The sequence below is a fragment of the Streptomyces sp. NPDC015242 genome (assembly GCF_043079125.1).
Classification (GTDB): Bacteria; Actinomycetota; Actinomycetes; order Streptomycetales; family Streptomycetaceae; genus Streptomyces.
The window spans coordinates 512,959-529,176 of the sequence record NZ_JBIBUF010000008.1 but is presented as its reverse complement, the minus strand read 5'-3'; the positions used below and the strand labels follow the sequence as shown (position 1 = coordinate 529,176).

Sequence of the window (16,218 nt, the reverse complement as noted above, 5' to 3'; positions counted from 1 at the left end):
ATTCCGAACCCGGAAGCTAAGCCTTACAGCGCCGATGGTACTGCAGGGGGGACCCTGTGGGAGAGTAGGACGCCGCCGAACAATCATTGGGAAAAGGCCCACACCTTATGGTGTGGGCCTTTTCGCGTTTCCGGTGGTTCTTCTGTGGTTCTTCTTTACGACGGCTGCACCAGCTTCGTGTCGTAGGCCAGGATGACCGCCTGGATGCGGTCGCGGGAGCCGGTCTTGGCGAGGATGCGGCCCACGTGGGTCTTCACCGTCGACTCGGCCAGGTGCAGGCGGGCCGCTATCTCCGTGTTCGTCCAGCCCTGGCCGATGACCGTGAGGATCTCGCGTTCCCGGTCCGTCAGGGAGGCGAGGCGGGGATCCTCCTGCGGGACCGGCTTCGTGGAGGGGTCGGCCGGCAGGTGATGGACGTAGGCGTCCAGGAGGCGGCGGGTGAGGCTCGGGGCCACTACCGCGTCGCCCGTGGCGACCGCGCGGATGCCCGCCAGGAGTTCCTCGGGCTGGGCGTCCTTCACGAGGAAGCCGGACGCGCCCGCGCGGAGGCCGGCGTAGGCGTACTCGTCCAGGTCGAAGGTCGTGACGATCAGGATGCGGGTGCGGTCCCCGGCCGCGGTGATGCGGCGGGTCGCCTCGATGCCGTCCAGGCCGGGCATGCGGATGTCCATGAGGACGACGTCGGGATGGAGGTCGGCGCTCATGCGGACGGCCTCGCTGCCGTTCGCCGCCTCGCCGACCACCGTCATGTCGTCCTGGCTCTCCAGCAGCATGCGGGAGCCGAAGCGTTGCAGGGGCTGGTCGTCGGCGATGAGGACCGTGGTCACTGCGGGGTTTCCTCCGGGAGGTGTAGGCGGACGCGCCAGCCCTGGTCGGGGCCGGGGCGGGGGCCGGCCTCAAGTGTGCCGCCGTACAGCGCGGTTCGCTCGCGCATTCCCGGTAGTCCGCGTCCGGCGGGCGGGGGGCCGGTGAGGTCGCTGTGGCCCGTGTCCGTGATGGTGACGGTGACGGCGGCCTTGTCGGCGTAGCGGAGGTCTATCTCCGCGGTGGCGTCCGGGCCCGCGTGCTTGAGGGTGTTGGTGAGGGCTTCCTGGACGACGCGGTAGACGGTGAGCTGGCGGCCGGCGGGGAGCGTGGGAGTGCCGTGGGTGTTCAGGTGGACGGGGAGGCCGGCGGAGCGGACGCCGTCCAGGAGGTCGTCGAGGTCCGCAAGACCGGGCTGGGGAGTCAGGTGCGCCTGCTCCCGTTCCTCCTCGCGCAGGACGTCCAGGAGGCGGCGGAGTTCGGTGAGGGCCTGGCGGCTGGTCGTGGCGATGGCGTCCAGGGCCTGGGCGGCACGCTCGGGGGACTTCCCGGCCGCGTACCGGCCGCCGTCCGCGAGGCCGGTGATGACGGACAGGTTGTGGCCGATGATGTCGTGCATCTCGCGGGCGATGCGGGCGCGTTCGGCGGCGGTGGCGAGCTGGGCCTGCTGGTCGCGTTCCCTCTCCAGGCGGCGGGCGCGGTCCTCCAGGGCCTCGGTGTAGGTGCGGCGGGTACGGACCGTGACGCCGATGAGGGCGGCCACCGTGACGGACATCAGCTGGGAGCCGATCTGCTGGTCCCAGCTGCCCTCGCCGTGCCGGAGGACCGAGACGAGGACCGGGATGAGGAGCAGGGCCGTGGCCCACCACAGGTGGCGCAGGGGGCGGCGCAGGGCCAGGTGGTAGACGAGGACCAGCTGGAGCAGGGAGGCCTGGAGGGCGGCGCCCGTCCAGGCGTTGACCAGGGCCAGGGGCGCCAGAGCGGCCAGGACCGTCCCCGGGTGGGTGCGGCGCCAGAGCAGGGGGAGCGAGAAGCCGAGGCTGAGGGTGAGGAGGAGCCAGCCGGGCACGTCCTGGCGGTGGGCGTTGTGCTGCCAGCCGCCGCCGATGTAGTCGATCAGGGCGGCCGTCATCCAGAAGCCGGCGAAGTGCAGGTCCCACAGCAGTGGATGGCGGCGGTCGAAGGCCCGCACCCGGCGGGTGAGGCGGTGGGCGTACTCGGTGAGGGGCTCCGGCGCCCGGTCTTCCGTCGTCACGGGGTCCATGGTGAGGGTTCGTGGGGCCGGGCGTCAGACGTCCCGGCGGCGCAGGACCCACGCGGCCAGGGCCAGGGTCGTCGCCGTCCACAGCGACAGGGCGAGCAGGGCACTGCCGGGGGAGGCCGCTCCGGGCATGGTCCGGGCTGTGCCGAGGGCTTCCAGGGCCTTGCCGGGGAAGTAGCGGACGGCGGTGTCGACGGCGTCGTAGGGGAGCATCGCGAGGACCTCCGGGAGGATCATGATCAGGCCGATGTAGGCGCCGATGGCCGTCGGGACGGAGCGGAGCAGGGCGCCGACGGCGAGGGCGAGGACGGCGAGCAGGGTGAGGCCGGCGGCGTTGCCCGCGAGGGCGCGCAGGACGCCGGGGTCGCCGAGGGAGGCGGACAGGTCGGTGCCGTCGAGGAAGGACTGGGCGAGGGGGAAGGTGAGCAGGTTCGTCGCCAGGGTGAGGGGGAGGGCGATCGCGGCCAGGACGGCGGCCTTGGAGTACAGCACGGGCAGGCGGCGCGGGACGGCGGTCAGGGTGGCGCGGATCTGGCCGGTGGAGTACTCGCCGGCGGTGGCGAGGATGCCCAGGACGCCCAGGTTGATCGTGGCGAACTGGGTGCCGAGGAGGGTGAACATGACGGGGTCCATGCCGCCTTCGCCTGAGCCGTCGTAGGCGGCGCCGAGGCCCGCGCCCATCGCGGCGGTCAGGAGGCCGGTGACGGCGAGGGTGATCCAGGTGGAGCGCAGGGTGCGGAGCTTGTGCCACTCGCAGCGCAGGACGCGGGCGGGGGTCACGCGGTAGGGGAGGGGGGCCGTGGTCATGCCGTTGCTCCTTCGAGGGTCGCGGGGTACTCCAGCGCGTCACGGGTGAGGTCCATGAAGGCCTCCTCCAGGGAGGCGGAGCCGGGGGTCAGTTCGTAGAGGGGGATGCCGTGGGCGGCCGCGGTGCGGCCGATGTGTTCGGCGTCGGTGCCGCGGACCTGGAGGGTGCCGGGGGTGTCGCTGGTGATGTCGACGCCGGGCGCGGTCAGGAGGCGTGCGAGGGCCGCGGCTTCCGGGGTGACGACCTTGGTGGTGCCGGCGCCGGAGTCGCGGACGAAGTCGCCGACCGTGGTGTCGGCGAGGAGGCGGCCGCGGCCGATGATGACGAGGTGTTCGGCGGTGAGGGCCATCTCGCTCATCAGGTGGGAGGAGACGAAGACCGTGCGGCCCTCCGCGGCCAGGGACTTGAGCAGGGTGCGGATCCACAGCACGCCCTCGGGGTCGAGGCCGTTGACCGGCTCGTCGAGGAGAAGCACGGCCGGGTCGCCGAGGAGGGCGGCGGCGATGCCGAGGCGCTGTCCCATGCCGAGGGAGAAGCCCTTGACGCGGCGGTGGGCGACGTCGGTGAGGCCGGTGAGGCCGAGGACGTGCTCGACCCGGCTGCCGGGGATGCCGTGGGTGTGGGCGAGGGCGCGCAGGTGGTGGTAGGCGGTGCGGCCGGGGTGGACCGAGCGGGCCTCCAGCAGGGCGCCGACCTCGGTGAGGGGCGCGGGGTGGGCGGCGTAGGGGCGGCCGTTCACGGTGGCGTGGCCGCGGGTGGGGGCGTCCAGGCCGAGGAGCATGCGCATGGTCGTGGACTTGCCGGCGCCGTTGGGTCCGAGGAAGCCGGTGACGGTGCCGGGCCGGACGGAGAAGGACAGGTCCGTGACGACGGTGCGGTCGCCGTAGCGTTTGGTCAGTTCGTGTGCGGTCAGCATGGTTCGATGCTCGTGGGCGCGGGGGCGGTGGGCGTCGGACCGGCGGTGGTTGTCGGGGTGAGGGGTGTCGTACCCGGGTACTACGGTGGCCGGCATGAGTTATGTGATCCGGTCCGTCCGTGCTGACGAGTGGCCTGCGGTGAAGGAGTTGCGGCTCGCGGCGCTGCGTGATCCGGTGGCGCACCTGGCCTTCCTGGAGACGTACGAGGAGGCCGTGGCCCGGCCCGATGCCTTCTGGCGGGAGCGGACGGCGGGTGCCGCCGAGGGGGCGGACGCGCGGCAGCAGATCATCGCCGAGGGGCCGGACGGGCGGTGGGTGGCGAGCGTGACGGTGCTCGTGGAGGAGCCGGGGACGACCGACTGGGCGGGCTTTCCGGTGGAGCGGAAGCAGGGGCATCTCGTCGGTGTGTTCGTGCGGCCCGAGGAGCGCGGGAGCGGGCTGACCGAGGTGTTGTTCGACGCGGCCCTGGAGTGGTCCTGGGGGCGGGGCCTGGAGCGGGTGCGGCTCATCGTGCACGAGGAGAACGGGCGGGCGCAGCGGTTCTACCGGCGGGTGGGGTTCGTGCCGAGCGGGGTGACCGTGCCGCTGGGGGAGTCCGGGGAGCGGGAGCTGGAGTTCGTGCTGGAGCGGGGCTCGGCGGCGGGGGCGTTCTCAGACCGGTAGTTCGTCGTGCGGCCAGCGGGCGCGGCCCTGCTCGCGGGAGCGGAGCAGGGCCAGCGTCGGCAGGCCCCGCTCGGCTCCGGTGGCCAGCAGCTCCGGGAGCTGGGGCAGCGGGGCCACGGCCGCGACGTCGTCGAGGACGAGGGTCAGTGGTGGGTCGAGGCGACCGGAGGATGACCGTTCGGCCATGCGCCGGCCGCGCTCGACCACGCTGGAGACGAGGGCCGTCAGGAAGGGCATCGCGCCCGGGTTGGTCCTGGGGTCCTCGATGGATTCACCGACCACATACAGCGTGCCCCCTTCGTGGACGAAGGAATCCAGGGCGAGGGCGTCGGTTCGGTTGGGGGTGCAGGCCTCGCGGATGTTGACCGTGGAGAGCGCGGCCAGGGCGCGGGTGGTCAACTGCTGGGCCATGTCCCGTCGTTCGGGGTGGGCGGTCAGGGCGCCTTCGAGTTCGCCCGCCGAGCCGGGGGCGGCCTTGGGGCTGGTGCGCAGGATGCGGACGGCGTCCTGGATCTGGGTGCCCTGGGACCAGCGGTGGACGTGGCGGACGGTGCGGCCGTCGATGGCTGCGGCGTGCAGGTAGCTGCGCAGGAGCGTGGTGGCCGTGTCGGTGACGGCCTGGTCGAGTTTGGCGGTGGGGCGTACGGGCGTGAGCAGGGCGGTGGCTCGTGCCGCTGCGGTCCGTGGGTCCTCGCAGCCGCTGGTGGGGGACCAGTGGAGGCGGGACGGGGTGTTGCAGAGGTGGGCGGGGTCGTAGAGGTGGGTGGGGCCGAGCTTCGCCCGGGCGTCCTTGGTGTCCTGCCAGACGGTGGGGTTGGAGGTGACGACGAGGGCGGGGCCCTCCGCGTCCCGTACGGCCTGGGCCGCGGTGGTGCGGCGGGTTTCCTTGGGGGCCACGAGGATCTTCTCCCAGCCGCCCGCCCGTGCCTGGCCGAACAGGAAGGCCGGGGTGGCGGGTGGGGCCGCCGGGGTGGGGGCCAGGGGCGAGGCCGGCTCCGGGACGGGTGCGGGGTCGGGGGCGGCGCGGCGGGGGGTGGGGAGGTCGTGCTGGGCCGCGGCGGGGGTGGGGTGTGGTGCCGGAGCCCCGTCGTGCTTCGCCAGGGGCGGCGTCAGGTGCTGGGCCGGCGGGGCGTCGTGGTGCGCCGGGCCGGGCGTCGCGTGCCGGGCCGTCGTGGGGGCCTCGTGCTGCGCGGGGTCGTGCAAGTCGTGCCGGTCGTGCAAGTCGTGCCGGTCGTGGCGCGGTGCGGTGCCGGGTGCGTACGGGGTGGGGGCCGGCCGTTCCGCCGCTGCCGCCTGCTCCAGGCGGCGGCGTGCCCGGCCCGCTCTCCAGCGGGCCAGCGTGCCCATCACGAACACCGTCAGGACCAGCAGGACCATCAGCTGGCCGATGAACAGGCCCCAGAACAGGCCGTAGCCGGAGAGGTCTCCGGGGGGTGTGGCGGGCCAGGCGCCGGGGATGTCGTGGGGCTGGGCGACGAGGTGGCGCATGGCCAGGGGCGTGTGGACGAAGGTGACGCCGGAGGGCCAGGCGCCGTGCGCGAACAGGCCGGCCAGGCCGGTGGCCGTCCACACCAGCAGGGTCATGCCGAGGAGGAACGCGAGTATGCCGACCAGCAGGCCGTCGGGGATGCCGCCCTGGGTGTCCCGCTGGGTGCGGCGGTCGTCGGGTCTCACGGGCGCCTTCCTACGCCACCGTCGACTCGGAGTCGCCCAGGTGGTGTTCCACGAAGGCCGCGGCCCTCTCCTCGGCCTCGATCTCGGCGGCGTGCAGGGCGTCGTCCGCGAGGTCGGCGGAGGACTCCGTCATCGCGCGGTCGGTGAAGACGAGGGGGCGTTCGGTCTCGGTGACCAGGTGTTTGACGACCTGCACGTTGCCGTTGACGTCCCAGACGGCGATGCCGGGGGTGAGGGTCGGGATGATCTCCACCGCCCAGCGGGGCAGGCCGAGGACCCGTCCCGTGGCCCTGGCCTCGTCGGCTTTCTGGGCGTAGATCGTCCTGGTCGAGGCCATCTTCAGGATCGCCGCCGCCTCCTTCGCGGCGGCGCCGTCGACCACGTCGGAGAGGTGGTGGACGACCGCGACGAAGGACAGGCCGAGGCGCCGGCCGAACTTCAGCAGGCGCTGGAACAGCTGCGCGACGAAGGGGCTGTTGATGATGTGCCAGGCCTCCTCGACGAGGAAGATGCGCTTCTTCCGGTCGGGGCGGATCCAGGTGTGCTCCAGCCACACGCCGACGATCGCCATGAGGATGGGCATGGCGATGGAGTTGCGGTCGATGTGGGACAGGTCGAACACGATCAGCGGGGCGTCGAGGTCGATGCCGACCGTGGTGGGGCCGTCGAACATGCCGCGCAGGTCACCGTCGACCAGGCGGTCCAGGACCAGGGCGACGTCGAGACCCCAGGCGCGGACGTCGTCTATGGCGACGTTCATCGCCTCGGCCGACTCGGGTTCGGGGTGGCGCAGCCGCTCGACGATGTCGGAGAGGACCGGCTGGCGTTCGACGATGGTCTCGTTGACGTAGGCGTGGGCGACCTTGAGGGCGAAGCCGGAGCGTTCGTCCAGGCCGTGGCCCATCGCGACCTCGATGATCGTGCGGAGCAGCGCGAGCTGGCCCGTGGTCGTGATCGCGGGGTCGAGGGGGTTGAGGCGGATGCCGTGGTCCAGGGCGGCCATCGGGTCCAGGCGGATGGGAGTTATCCCCAGCTCCTGGGCGACGAGGTTCCACTCGCCGACGCCGTCCTCGCCCTGGGCGTCCAGGACGACGACCTGGCGGTCCTTGAAGCGGAGCTGGCGCAGCACGTACGTCTTCTCCAGCGCCGACTTGCCGTTGCCGGACTCCCCGAGGACCAGCCAGTGGGGGGCGGGCAGCTGCTGGCCGTAGAGCTGGAAGGGGTCGTAGATGTAGCCCTTGCCGGAGTACACCTCGCGGCCGATGATGACGCCGGAGTCGCCGAGGCCGGGGGCGGCGGTCGGGAGGTAGACCGCCTGGGCCTGGCCCGTGGACGTGCGCACCGGGAGCCGGGTCGTCTCGACCTTCCCGAAGAGGAAGGACGTGAAGGCCTCGGTGAGGACGGACAGCGGATCCCGCATGAGGTCCTACCTCCGGATGCCGGTGGCGAAGGGAAGGGTGTTCACGAAGGCGCGGTGGTGCTCGCGGTCGCACCATTCCAGCTTCAGGTACGACTTTCCGGCCGAGGCCCTTATCGTGCGCTTGTCGCGCGCGAGGGCCTCGGGGGAGCGGGAGCTGACGGTGATGTAGCCGACGAGGTTGACGCCGGCGGCGCCGCTGGCGAGGTCCTCGCCGCGCTGGTCGAGCCGGGAGTTGGCCGCCACGTCGCGCGGGTCGACGGTGCGGTTCATCTTGGCGGCGCGGGACGCCTCGGCCTCGTCGTTGGTCTTCTCCGTGAGCATGCGCTCGATGGCGACCTCGGTGGGTTCCAGGTCCATGGTGACGGCGACGGTGCGGATGACGTCCGGGGTGTGGACGAGGAGCGGGGCGAGGAAGTTGACGCCGACGGGGGTCATCGGCCACTCCTTCACCCAGGCGGTGGCGTGGCACCAGGGGGCGCGGGTGGAGGACTCGCGGGTCTTGGCCTGGAGGTAGGTGGGCTCCATGGCGTCGAGCTCGGCCGGCCAGGCGTTGCGCTTGGTCATCGCCTGGATGTGGTCGATCGGGTGGTCCGGGTCGTACATGGAGTGGATCAGCGAGGACAGCCGGCTCTGGCCGAGCGGCTGGCGGACGCGGATGTCGGCCTCCTGCAGGCGCGAGCAGATGTCGGTGAGCTCGCGGGCCATGACGACGGCGAGTCCGGCGTCGCGGTCGACCTTGCCGCCGTGGGCGCGGGCGGCCCGGGCCATGGCGTTGGCCTCGGCGGCGAGGTCGCGGGTGTAGTGCATGCAGGCGACGAGGTAGGCGCGGTGCTGCTCGCTGCTGGTCGACACCATCGACTGGAGCTGCTCGTAGGACTCCTGCAGCCACGGCGGTGCCTTGTCGTCGCCGCGGACGGCGACGTCCTTGGCGTGGGCGTCCGGGTCGGCGGGGAGGGTGCGGGCGAGCATCTGCAGGCGGGTGACGAAGCCGTCGCCGTTGGCCACGTGCTTGAGCAGCGTGCCGAAGCGGTCGACGAGGGCCTCCTGGTCCTCGCTGTCGCGCAGGCCGACGCCGGGGCCCTCGATCTCGATGGCGGCGGTGACGGTCTTGCGGTCGGCGTGCAGGAGCACGGCGATCTCGTCGGGTCCGAAGGGGGCGGAGAGCCAGGTGATGCGGCCGATGCCGGGGGGCGGGCCGATCTCGATCTCGCGGCCGTCGAGCCGGGTGCCGGCCTCGACGGCGGTGGAGCGGTAGGTGGCGTTCCGCTTGAGGGTGCGCTTGTAGCTGCGGTTGATCTCGAACCACTTGTAGAAGGTGCGGTGCTTGTACGGCACGTAGACCGCGGCCAGCGCCAGCATCGGGAAGCCGGCCAGCAGCACGATGCGCAGGGACAGCACCGGGACGAGGAGCCCGCACATCATGCCGAGGAACGCGCCCACGACGATCAGGGCGATCTCGCCGGTCTCGCGGTTGCGGCCGATGATCGCGTTCGGCCGGGCGCGGCCGATCAGATATGTCCGGCGGGGCGTGACCGGATGGGACACGTGGGACTCGGTCGTCAACGCCCTTCACCTCCCGTGCGATTGGTACTGCTGTTGCGGGTGCTGCTGGCGTGCGGAGTGTTGACGGGGCTGCTCGAACGGGGTGCGGGTGCGGCGGAGGGGACAGATCCGCCGCCGCCGTTCGAGGTGCGCGCGCTGTGCGCGGCGACCCCGCCGGATGCGGGGTTGCTGGGGCGGGGGGCGGAGGACTGGCTGCCTCCGCCGTTGTGGTCGGCGCGGGTGCTGTGGGTCTTGATGCCCTGCGCGACCAGGGACGCCGGGGAGCTGATGACGGCCGCTGCCTTGCTCTCGGCGCCCTGCATGATGCGGTTGTTGCGGGAGCCGGCGATCTCGTCGCCGAAGCCGGGGACGAAACGGTAGATCATCGCGCTGGCGAAGATGGCGAGCAGGATGATGGCGAGGCCGGAGACGACGGCGGAGAACGCGTCGGGGCCGTCGCCGGCGGACAGGGCGCCGGCCAGGCCGAGCACGATGACGATCACCGGCTTGATGAGGATGACGGCGATCATGATGCCCGCCCAGCGGCGGACGTGGCCCCACAGGTTCTTGTCGACGAGGCCGGCGTAGACGACGGTGCCGAGGAGGGCGCCGACGTAGAGCAGGGCCGCGCGGATGACGAGTTCCAGCCAGAGCACGCCGGCGGCGAGGATGCTGACGAGGGAGACGACGATCAGCATGATGGGGCCGCCGCCGATGTCCTCGCCCTTCTTGAGGGCCTCGGAGAAGGTCCCGAAGAAGGCGTCGGTCTGGTCGCCGGTGGCCTTGGCGAGGACCTCGGTGATGCCGTCGGTGGCGGAGACGACGGTGTAGAGGATCAGCGGGGTGAAGGCGGAGGCCAGCACGGTCAGCCAGAGGAAGCCGATGGCCTCGGACAGGGCGGTGGTCAGGGGCACGCCGCGGACGGCTCGCTTGGCGACGGCCAGGAGCCAGAGCAGCAGCGTGAGGATGGTCGAGGCGGCGAAGACGACGGCGTACTGCTGGAGGAACTTGGGGTTCGTGAAGTCGACGTTGGCGGTCTCCTTCACGGCGTCACTGAGCTTGTCGACGGTCCAGGAGGCGGCGTCGGCACAGCCCTTGGCGAGGGAGGAGAGGGGGTCGAGGGTGGAGGTGGGGCTGAGGCGGTCGGCGCCGCCGCCTCCGCCGCTGCCGGTGTCGCCCTCGCAGATCTCCCTGGCCCTGCCAGAGAGCAGGGAGCAGTTGTCGTTGCTGGGCGAAGGCGAGGGCGTGGGCGTCGGGGTGGGGGCCGCGGCCGCTCTGGCGGCGAACAGGACCACGGCGGTCTGGGCGGCGGCGAGGGTGGCGACGACCTTGACCGCGCGGCGCGGGCTACCGGGCATACGTGAACCCTCCGAACTCCTCGACGGCCTTCGAGATGACGTCGGACGTCGACACCTTGTTGTCGCCGTTGACCGGCGCCGGGCCTTCCTTCTGGGAGAAGCTGTCGACCTTCCAGTCGCCGTCGCTCCAGCGCAACCGCAGGGTCATGGTGAACCAGTCGTTGGTGACAGGGTTCTGCGAGCTTTCCCCCGTCATCCCGTACACGCCCGTGCACCAGACCTCGACGGTCGCGGTGCCGCCCGAGAAGTCGGTGGCCTTGGTGCCGACCGGCATGGTGCGCGAGACGTACGTGCTGCCCTTCGGCGCCTCGCCGTTCTCGTCGAGGCCGACCTTGTCGAGGAACGCCTTGTCGTACACCCGGTCGAAGTTCTTCTCCAGCTCGGCGACTCTGCCGGCGTCGAACACCTGGCGGACGATCTCCGGCCGCCGCGCGGGCTTGAGGATGTCGGCGGAGACCAGTACCACGGCGTAGTTGGCCGCCGCGCTCTCCGCGCCCTCCTGGTCCTGGGCGAAGCCGGTCGGGATGCCCGCGGCCGACTTGGACGTGACGGGGCGCTGGCCGGAGGGCGCCGTCGCCGCCGTCTCCGGCTCTGTGCCGGCACCGTCCGCGGGGGACGACGAACCGCCGTCCCCCCTGTTCGCGAAGGCGATCGCCGCGATGAGGAGGACGACCACGCCCACCACCGTCACCAGGCTGCGGGACGAGGAGCGGGGGGCGCGGCGGGGGGTGCCGTAGGGGTCCGTGTCGGTGTCGGGGAGGCGGGTGCGGGTCTGGCCCGTGCCGCCGTAGCCGCCGGAGGTCTCCCGCTCGTCACCGAGACTCATGCGCGTACGCCCCCTCGACGTCGGACGGATCCACGTACTCCTCGTACGACGGTAGCCGTGCTGGTTCCCGCGCGGGCGCGGTGTGGTGACTCGACATCAGGGAAACGCAACCTCAGCCGGTGGGCACGACGGGCGGGTGGGATGGAGGGGAGCCGGGCGTGTCCGGCCGGGGCGGACGGCGCCCGGCCTACACGGCCATGCCGTACACGATGGTGAAGAGGGTGCCGAGGGAGCCGATGATGAAGACTCCGGTGAGGCCGGCGATGATGAGGCCCTTGCCCTGCTCCGCGCTGAAGGTGTCCCGCAGGGCCGTGGCTCCGATGCGCTGCTTGGCGGCACCCCAGATGGCGATGCCCAGGCAGATCAGGATGGCCACCGCCATCACCACCTCGATCATCACCTTGGCTTCGTTGCCCAGGCTGCCGAAGGGGCCCCAGTCCGGAGCGATCCCGCCGATGATGGTGTTGATGTCTCCCTTGTCGGCCGCAAAGAGCATGTAAGTCACCGCCCCTGTTGGGTAGTTCCGCATCCTCTGCGGGCATGCAGAGGTCAGCCTCATTCTCGCCGACGATGACACTGTCGTATGTCGACTTGGCGTCATTGATTGGCGGGTTTCGTACGAATACCTTGCCACCGTTCCGCGCTGGAGCCTAAGGGCGGAGGCCGGACGGTGTACGAAGGATCGTATGGTCACTCTGTGTATCACGGCAGGTCACGCCGGGCAATGAGGCCTGAGCGAAACCTGGTGTGCGGTTCCGTCGTTGTGCCCTCCTGCGACCTTTCTCACCTTTCCGAACGGTTTCTGACGGCTGGTCGGGTGAGTGGTCGCGCCGTTGTTCTCCGGGTGAAGGCTAACGCGGCGCGACGGGCGGCGCGCTGTCGGAGTGTCAGCGGGGCCGCAGGCCGTGCAGCATCAGGTGGACGAGGTCCTCGATGCCGTCCAGGGCGGCCTCGGCGGCGAGCACGCCGGACGCGGCGAAGGACGCGACGCCCTGGAGGGTGGCGCCGGTCAGCAGGGTGAGGCGCTGCGGGTCGCCCGGGACGATCTCGCCGCGTTCCTGGGCGTCGGCGATGACCCGTTCGAGCGAGCCCACCGTCCGGTCGACGGCAGCGGCCATCTGCTCCGAGGTGTCCGGCTCGTGCTTGCGGGCGTACATCAGCTCCAGCAGCGCGGCGTTCTCGATGGAGAAGGCGAGGTAGGCGCGGGCGAGGGCGGTGAGCCGCCGCTGCAGCGGCAGGGCGGGGTCGTCGGCGTCCTCCAGGGCCCGGCCGAGCCGGTCGTAGCCGCTGAGCGCCAGGGCGTCGAGCAGGGCCTGCTTGTCCTTGAAGTGGCGGCCGGGCGCGGCGTGGCTCACGCCGGCCTCGCGGGCCAGTTCCCGCAGGGAGAGCGCGCCCGCCCCCTTCGCGCGCAGGGTGCGCTCGGCACCGGCGAGCAGGGTGGAGCGCAGGTCTCCGTGGTGGTAGGGGCGGGTGTCCGGCATGCGCACCATCGTAACTCGATGTTGACGGCGTCAGCATTGTTGGCGGCGCCATCATTGTTGTCATTGACAGCTTTGTTGGCGGCGTCTACATTCGGGTCATGGCCGACCCACGGAACATCCAGAGCAACGAGACGTTCGACGCGGACCGCCTGCCCGACCTCACCGGGCGGACCGTCGTCGTGACCGGCGCCAACAGCGGCATCGGGCTGACCGCGGCCGACGCGCTGGCCCGGGCGGGGGCGCACGTCGTCCTCGCCGTGCGGGACGTGGAGCGCGGGCGGGCCGCGGCGGCCACCGTGCGGGGCAGCACCGAGGTGCGCCGGCTGGACCTGGCCGACCTGTCCTCCGTACGGGCCTTCGCCGACGCCTGGCGGGAGCCGCTGCACCTGCTGGTCAACAACGCCGGCGTGATGATGCTGCCCCGGCAGCGCACGAAGGACGGCTTCGAGATGCAGTTCGGCACGAACCATCTCGGGCACTTCGCCCTGACCAACCTGCTGCTCCCGCACCTCACCGACCGCGTCGTCACCGTCTCCTCGGGCGCCCACCGCTGGGGCGGCGCGCGGATCGTCTTCGACGACCTGGACTCGGCCTCGGACTACACCCCGCAGCGCGCCTACGCCCGGTCCAAGCTGGCCAACCTGCTCTTCACCCTGGAGCTCCAGCGCCGTCTGACCGCGTCGGGCTCCACGGTCCGGGCCCTGGCCGCGCACCCCGGCTACGCCGCCACCAACCTGCAGAGCCACGCGGCCAGCCCGGCGGCACGCGTCCTGATGCGCCTGGGCAACCGGTTCTTCGCCCAGGACGACCGGGCCGGCGCGCTGCCCACGCTCTACGCGGCGACCCAGGACCTGCCGGGCGCGAGTTACGTCGGGCCCGACAGCCTCGGCGAGCTGCGCGGGGCCCCGACCCTGGTCGGCCGTTCCCGCGCCGCCAGCGACCCGCTGACGGCCCGTCGGCTGTGGCGGGTGTCGGAGGAGCTGACGGGCACGCGCTTCCCGCTGGGCGCGGGTGAGGCGGCCCGGCAGGCGTGACCGCCCGCCGGGAGGCGGCGAGCACGGGCCGGTGCCCCCCTCCGCGCGCCGGTCACCCGTGCCGCCGCCCCGGCGCGCCCTGCGCGCGCACCCGCGCCGCCGCCCCCGGTGCCCACCGCGCACCGACCGTGCCCCGTGTGCCGCCCGGGCCCGGCGTGCCTCCTGTGCCCGCCGCAGGCCCGCCGTGCCCGGCAACCCCGTCCTGCCGAGTCCGTGCCCGCCGCAGCGTCGGCGTGCCCCCTTGTGCGCGCCGGATGCCCGGCGTATCTGCCGCAGCCCCGGCGTGCCGACCCCGCGCCCGCCGCAGGCCCACCGTGCCCACCCCGTGCCCGCCGTGCCCCCTCCCTCCCCCCGTCCGCCCCGACTCCGCCCCGACTCTCCTCCCCGTGATCATTCCGGTGTGCGACCGCCGCCTCTACACTGAGCGACGGACTCCTGGGCGGCGAGGGGCGGTTGACGGTGCGTAAGGCGTGGATCGTGGCGAGTGTTGCGATCAGCTCGGCGCTTGCCTTCGTGATGCTGCTCGTCATCGGCGTCTACCTCGTCGCCGGGAACATCGTCAACGGCGTGGGCGGCGGGGCCAAGGCGCTGGCCAAGGGGTCGGTGCCCGCGGCGTACGCGTCGCTCGTCGCCAAGTGGGGCAATCTCTGCCCCGCCATCAGCCCGGCCCTGCTCGCCGCTCAGCTGTACCAGGAGAGCGGCTTCAACCCGAGGGCCCAGAGCCACGCGGCCGCGCAGGGCATAGCGCAGTTCATCCCCGGCACCTGGGCCACCCACGGCATCGACGGCGACGGCGACGGCGACCGCGACGTGTGGGACCCGAAGGACGCGATCCCCTCCGCCGCCTCGTACGACTGCGAACTCGCGTCGTACGTGAAGAAGGTGGGCGGGAATCTGACCGAAAACATGCTGGCCGCCTACAACGCCGGCGCTTACGCGGTGATCAAGTACGGGGGCGTGCCGCCGTACAGCGAGACGCGGAACTACGTGAAGCGGATCACCACCCTCTCCGAGAGCTTCGCCGCGCCCGTCGGCCGGGTCGACCCCTCCCAGCAGGCGGCCGGCGCGATCGAGTACGCGCAGAAGAAGCTCGGCACGCTCTACCTCTGGGGTGGTACCGGCACCCCTGAGCAGGGCGGACGCTTCGACTGCTCCGGTCTGACCCAGGCCGCGTACAAGAGTGTGGGCATCACGCTGCCGCGCGTCGCCAACGACCAGTACAACGCCGGGCCGCACCCGTCCCGGGACGAACTGCTGCCGGGAGACCTGGTGTTCTTCTCGGACGACCTCACCAATTCCCGGGCCATCCGGCATGTCGGCATTTATGTCGGCGGCGGGTACATGATCGACGCGCCGCGCACGGGCGCGGTCATCCGGTTCGACCCGATCGACACCCCCGACTACTTCGGGGCCACCAGAGTCACCGAAGATGGCGCGAAAGCGCTGCCCACGACGGTGTGAACCGAGCGTGAACCCACCCCCTGAGCTGCGACGACGTATCTCTCTTCGGTAACGTCTGCGTGATCATTCGGTGGAGTGTGGAACGTATCAACGGGGACCATGCGTTCCTGGTGACGTAGCCGAGCAGACGTCAACACGCACGTGTCACGCACGCGTGCAGCGGAAGCGGATCTACAACCACGGGGGTGGCAGGAGCGGCGCACGCACGGGTGCGCCGGGAGAGACGACGAAGGGGCCGCAGCACCATGGCTGGACTCGCCGATTCCGGGTCGAACCCCGACGTCGACCTGCTGTACGACATCAATGGCCTGGCCAAGGACGCGCCGGCCTGGTTCGACCGGGTCATGGAGTACGTGGGCGAGTACGGCCTGCTGCTCGCCATCGTCCTGCTCGTGGTGGGGTGCTGGTGGTCCGTCCGGCGCCGGGGCGACGAGGACGCGGCGGCCACCGTCGCCGCGCTGATCTGGGCGCCGCTCGCGGCCGGCGTGGCCGTCCTGGTGAACGTGCCGATACGGGGCTTCGTCGAACGGCCCCGGCCGTTCCTGGACCACCAGGGGCTGGAGGTGCTGGTCCAGGGCAAGACCGACTACTCGTTCGTCAGCGACCACGCCACGCTCGTCATGGCGATGGCGGTCGGACTCTTCGTCGCCAACCGGAAGTTCGGGCTGTTCGCCCTCGTGCTGGCCCTGTTCGGCGGGTTCATCCGGGTCTACATGGGCGTGCACTACCCGACCGACGTGATCGGCGGGTTCGCGCTCGGCACGGCCGTTGCGCTGCTGCTGTCGCCCCCGGCCATGGCCCTGCTGACGCCCGTGGTGAAGGCGGTGGAGCGCTCTCCCCGGGCGGGCCGGCTGGTGCGTGCCCGGGGGCGGGCGGCCGACGGGCGGGACACCGTGATCCCGGAGTCCCGCACCGAGCGGGCGTCCGAGCGGGACCTCGCCGCCTGACCCGCCCCGCAGGGCACCGGGA

Annotated in this window: 15 protein-coding genes and 1 rRNA gene; 5 read left to right on the top strand and 11 right to left on the bottom strand. The window is 72.0% G+C overall.

Going from position 1 to position 16,218, the window contains the following annotated elements; genetic code table 11:
• Window positions 1–81: ribosomal RNA gene (rrf, locus tag ACF07N_RS28050) — 5S ribosomal RNA — on the top strand; the annotation flags it as partial.
• A gap of 74 nt (window positions 82–155) precedes the next feature.
• Here rrf and ACF07N_RS28045 read toward each other — a convergent pair.
• The 4 genes from ACF07N_RS28045 to ACF07N_RS28030 are packed head-to-tail and all read right to left on the bottom strand — an operon-like array spanning window position 156 to window position 3,789.
• On the bottom strand, window positions 156–827 hold the full coding sequence (locus tag ACF07N_RS28045; RefSeq protein WP_392118039.1) for a response regulator: 672 nt from the start codon (window positions 825–827) through the stop codon (window positions 156–158).
• Window positions 824–2,068 (bottom strand): sensor histidine kinase, encoded by a 1,245-nt coding sequence (locus tag ACF07N_RS28040; RefSeq protein WP_392118036.1) that lies wholly within the window; start codon window positions 2,066–2,068, stop codon window positions 824–826. The genes ACF07N_RS28045 and ACF07N_RS28040 overlap by 4 nt, the downstream gene beginning before the upstream one ends.
• A gap of 24 nt (window positions 2,069–2,092) precedes the next feature.
• The gene (locus ACF07N_RS28035) at window positions 2,093–2,872 is read right to left on the bottom strand and encodes an ABC transporter permease (RefSeq protein WP_392118034.1); all 780 of its coding nucleotides are present in this window, start codon (window positions 2,870–2,872) and stop codon (window positions 2,093–2,095) included.
• On the bottom strand, window positions 2,869–3,789 hold the full coding sequence (locus tag ACF07N_RS28030) for an ABC transporter ATP-binding protein (protein ID WP_392118031.1): 921 nt from the start codon (window positions 3,787–3,789) through the stop codon (window positions 2,869–2,871). The genes ACF07N_RS28035 and ACF07N_RS28030 overlap by 4 nt, the downstream gene beginning before the upstream one ends.
• Before the next feature lie 94 nt (window positions 3,790–3,883).
• Here ACF07N_RS28030 and ACF07N_RS28025 point away from each other — a divergent pair, with 94 nt between their 5' ends.
• A complete protein-coding gene (locus tag ACF07N_RS28025; RefSeq protein ID WP_383335937.1) occupies window positions 3,884–4,453 on the top strand; it encodes a GNAT family N-acetyltransferase in 570 nt (189 codons plus the stop codon).
• On the opposite strand, the gene ACF07N_RS28020 is transcribed toward ACF07N_RS28025, so the two are convergent.
• The 7 genes from ACF07N_RS28020 to ACF07N_RS27990 form a co-directional block, all read right to left on the bottom strand.
• Window positions 4,442–6,127, bottom strand: a complete 1,686-nt coding sequence (locus ACF07N_RS28020) for a type IV secretory system conjugative DNA transfer family protein (protein ID WP_392118028.1) — start codon at window positions 6,125–6,127, stop codon at window positions 4,442–4,444. The two genes, ACF07N_RS28025 and ACF07N_RS28020, sit on opposite strands and share 12 nt — an antisense overlap.
• Window positions 6,128–6,137: 10 nt before the next feature.
• Window positions 6,138–7,547 (bottom strand): ATP-binding protein, encoded by a 1,410-nt coding sequence (locus ACF07N_RS28015; RefSeq protein ID WP_383335935.1) that lies wholly within the window; start codon window positions 7,545–7,547, stop codon window positions 6,138–6,140.
• A 6-nt stretch (window positions 7,548–7,553) separates the two neighbouring features.
• Window positions 7,554–9,110, bottom strand: coding sequence for an SCO6880 family protein (locus ACF07N_RS28010; protein ID WP_383335934.1), 1,557 nt, complete (start codon window positions 9,108–9,110; stop codon window positions 7,554–7,556).
• Window positions 9,107–10,447 carry a hypothetical protein gene (locus ACF07N_RS28005; RefSeq protein WP_392118024.1) on the bottom strand — a complete coding sequence of 447 codons (1,341 nt, stop codon included), beginning with the start codon at window positions 10,445–10,447 and terminating at the stop codon, window positions 9,107–9,109. The genes ACF07N_RS28010 and ACF07N_RS28005 overlap by 4 nt, the downstream gene beginning before the upstream one ends.
• Window positions 10,437–11,273 (bottom strand): hypothetical protein, encoded by an 837-nt coding sequence (locus ACF07N_RS28000; protein WP_392118022.1) that lies wholly within the window; start codon window positions 11,271–11,273, stop codon window positions 10,437–10,439. Before ACF07N_RS28000 ends, ACF07N_RS28005 begins: the two co-directional genes overlap by 11 nt.
• A 187-nt stretch (window positions 11,274–11,460) precedes the next feature.
• Complete coding sequence (locus ACF07N_RS27995) at window positions 11,461–11,769, bottom strand: hypothetical protein (RefSeq protein WP_004000049.1); 309 nt, start codon at window positions 11,767–11,769, stop codon at window positions 11,461–11,463.
• 391 nt (window positions 11,770–12,160) lie between these two features.
• A complete protein-coding gene (locus tag ACF07N_RS27990) occupies window positions 12,161–12,763 on the bottom strand; it encodes a TetR/AcrR family transcriptional regulator (protein WP_392118019.1) in 603 nt (200 codons plus the stop codon).
• 89 nt (window positions 12,764–12,852) lie between these two features.
• Here ACF07N_RS27990 and ACF07N_RS27985 point away from each other — a divergent pair, with 89 nt between their 5' ends.
• The 3 genes from ACF07N_RS27985 (at window position 12,853) to ACF07N_RS27975 (ending at window position 16,196) form a co-directional block, all read left to right on the top strand.
• Window positions 12,853–13,788, top strand: a complete 936-nt coding sequence (locus ACF07N_RS27985) for an oxidoreductase (protein WP_383335930.1) — start codon at window positions 12,853–12,855, stop codon at window positions 13,786–13,788.
• 459 nt (window positions 13,789–14,247) lie between these two features.
• Entirely contained in the window at window positions 14,248–15,249 is a 1,002-nt protein-coding gene (locus ACF07N_RS27980) for an NlpC/P60 family protein (RefSeq protein WP_383335929.1), read from the top strand.
• Between the two features lie 245 nt (window positions 15,250–15,494).
• Window positions 15,495–16,196, top strand: coding sequence for a phosphatase PAP2 family protein (locus tag ACF07N_RS27975; protein ID WP_383335928.1), 702 nt, complete (start codon window positions 15,495–15,497; stop codon window positions 16,194–16,196).
• The last annotated feature ends 22 nt before the right edge of the window (window positions 16,197–16,218 follow it).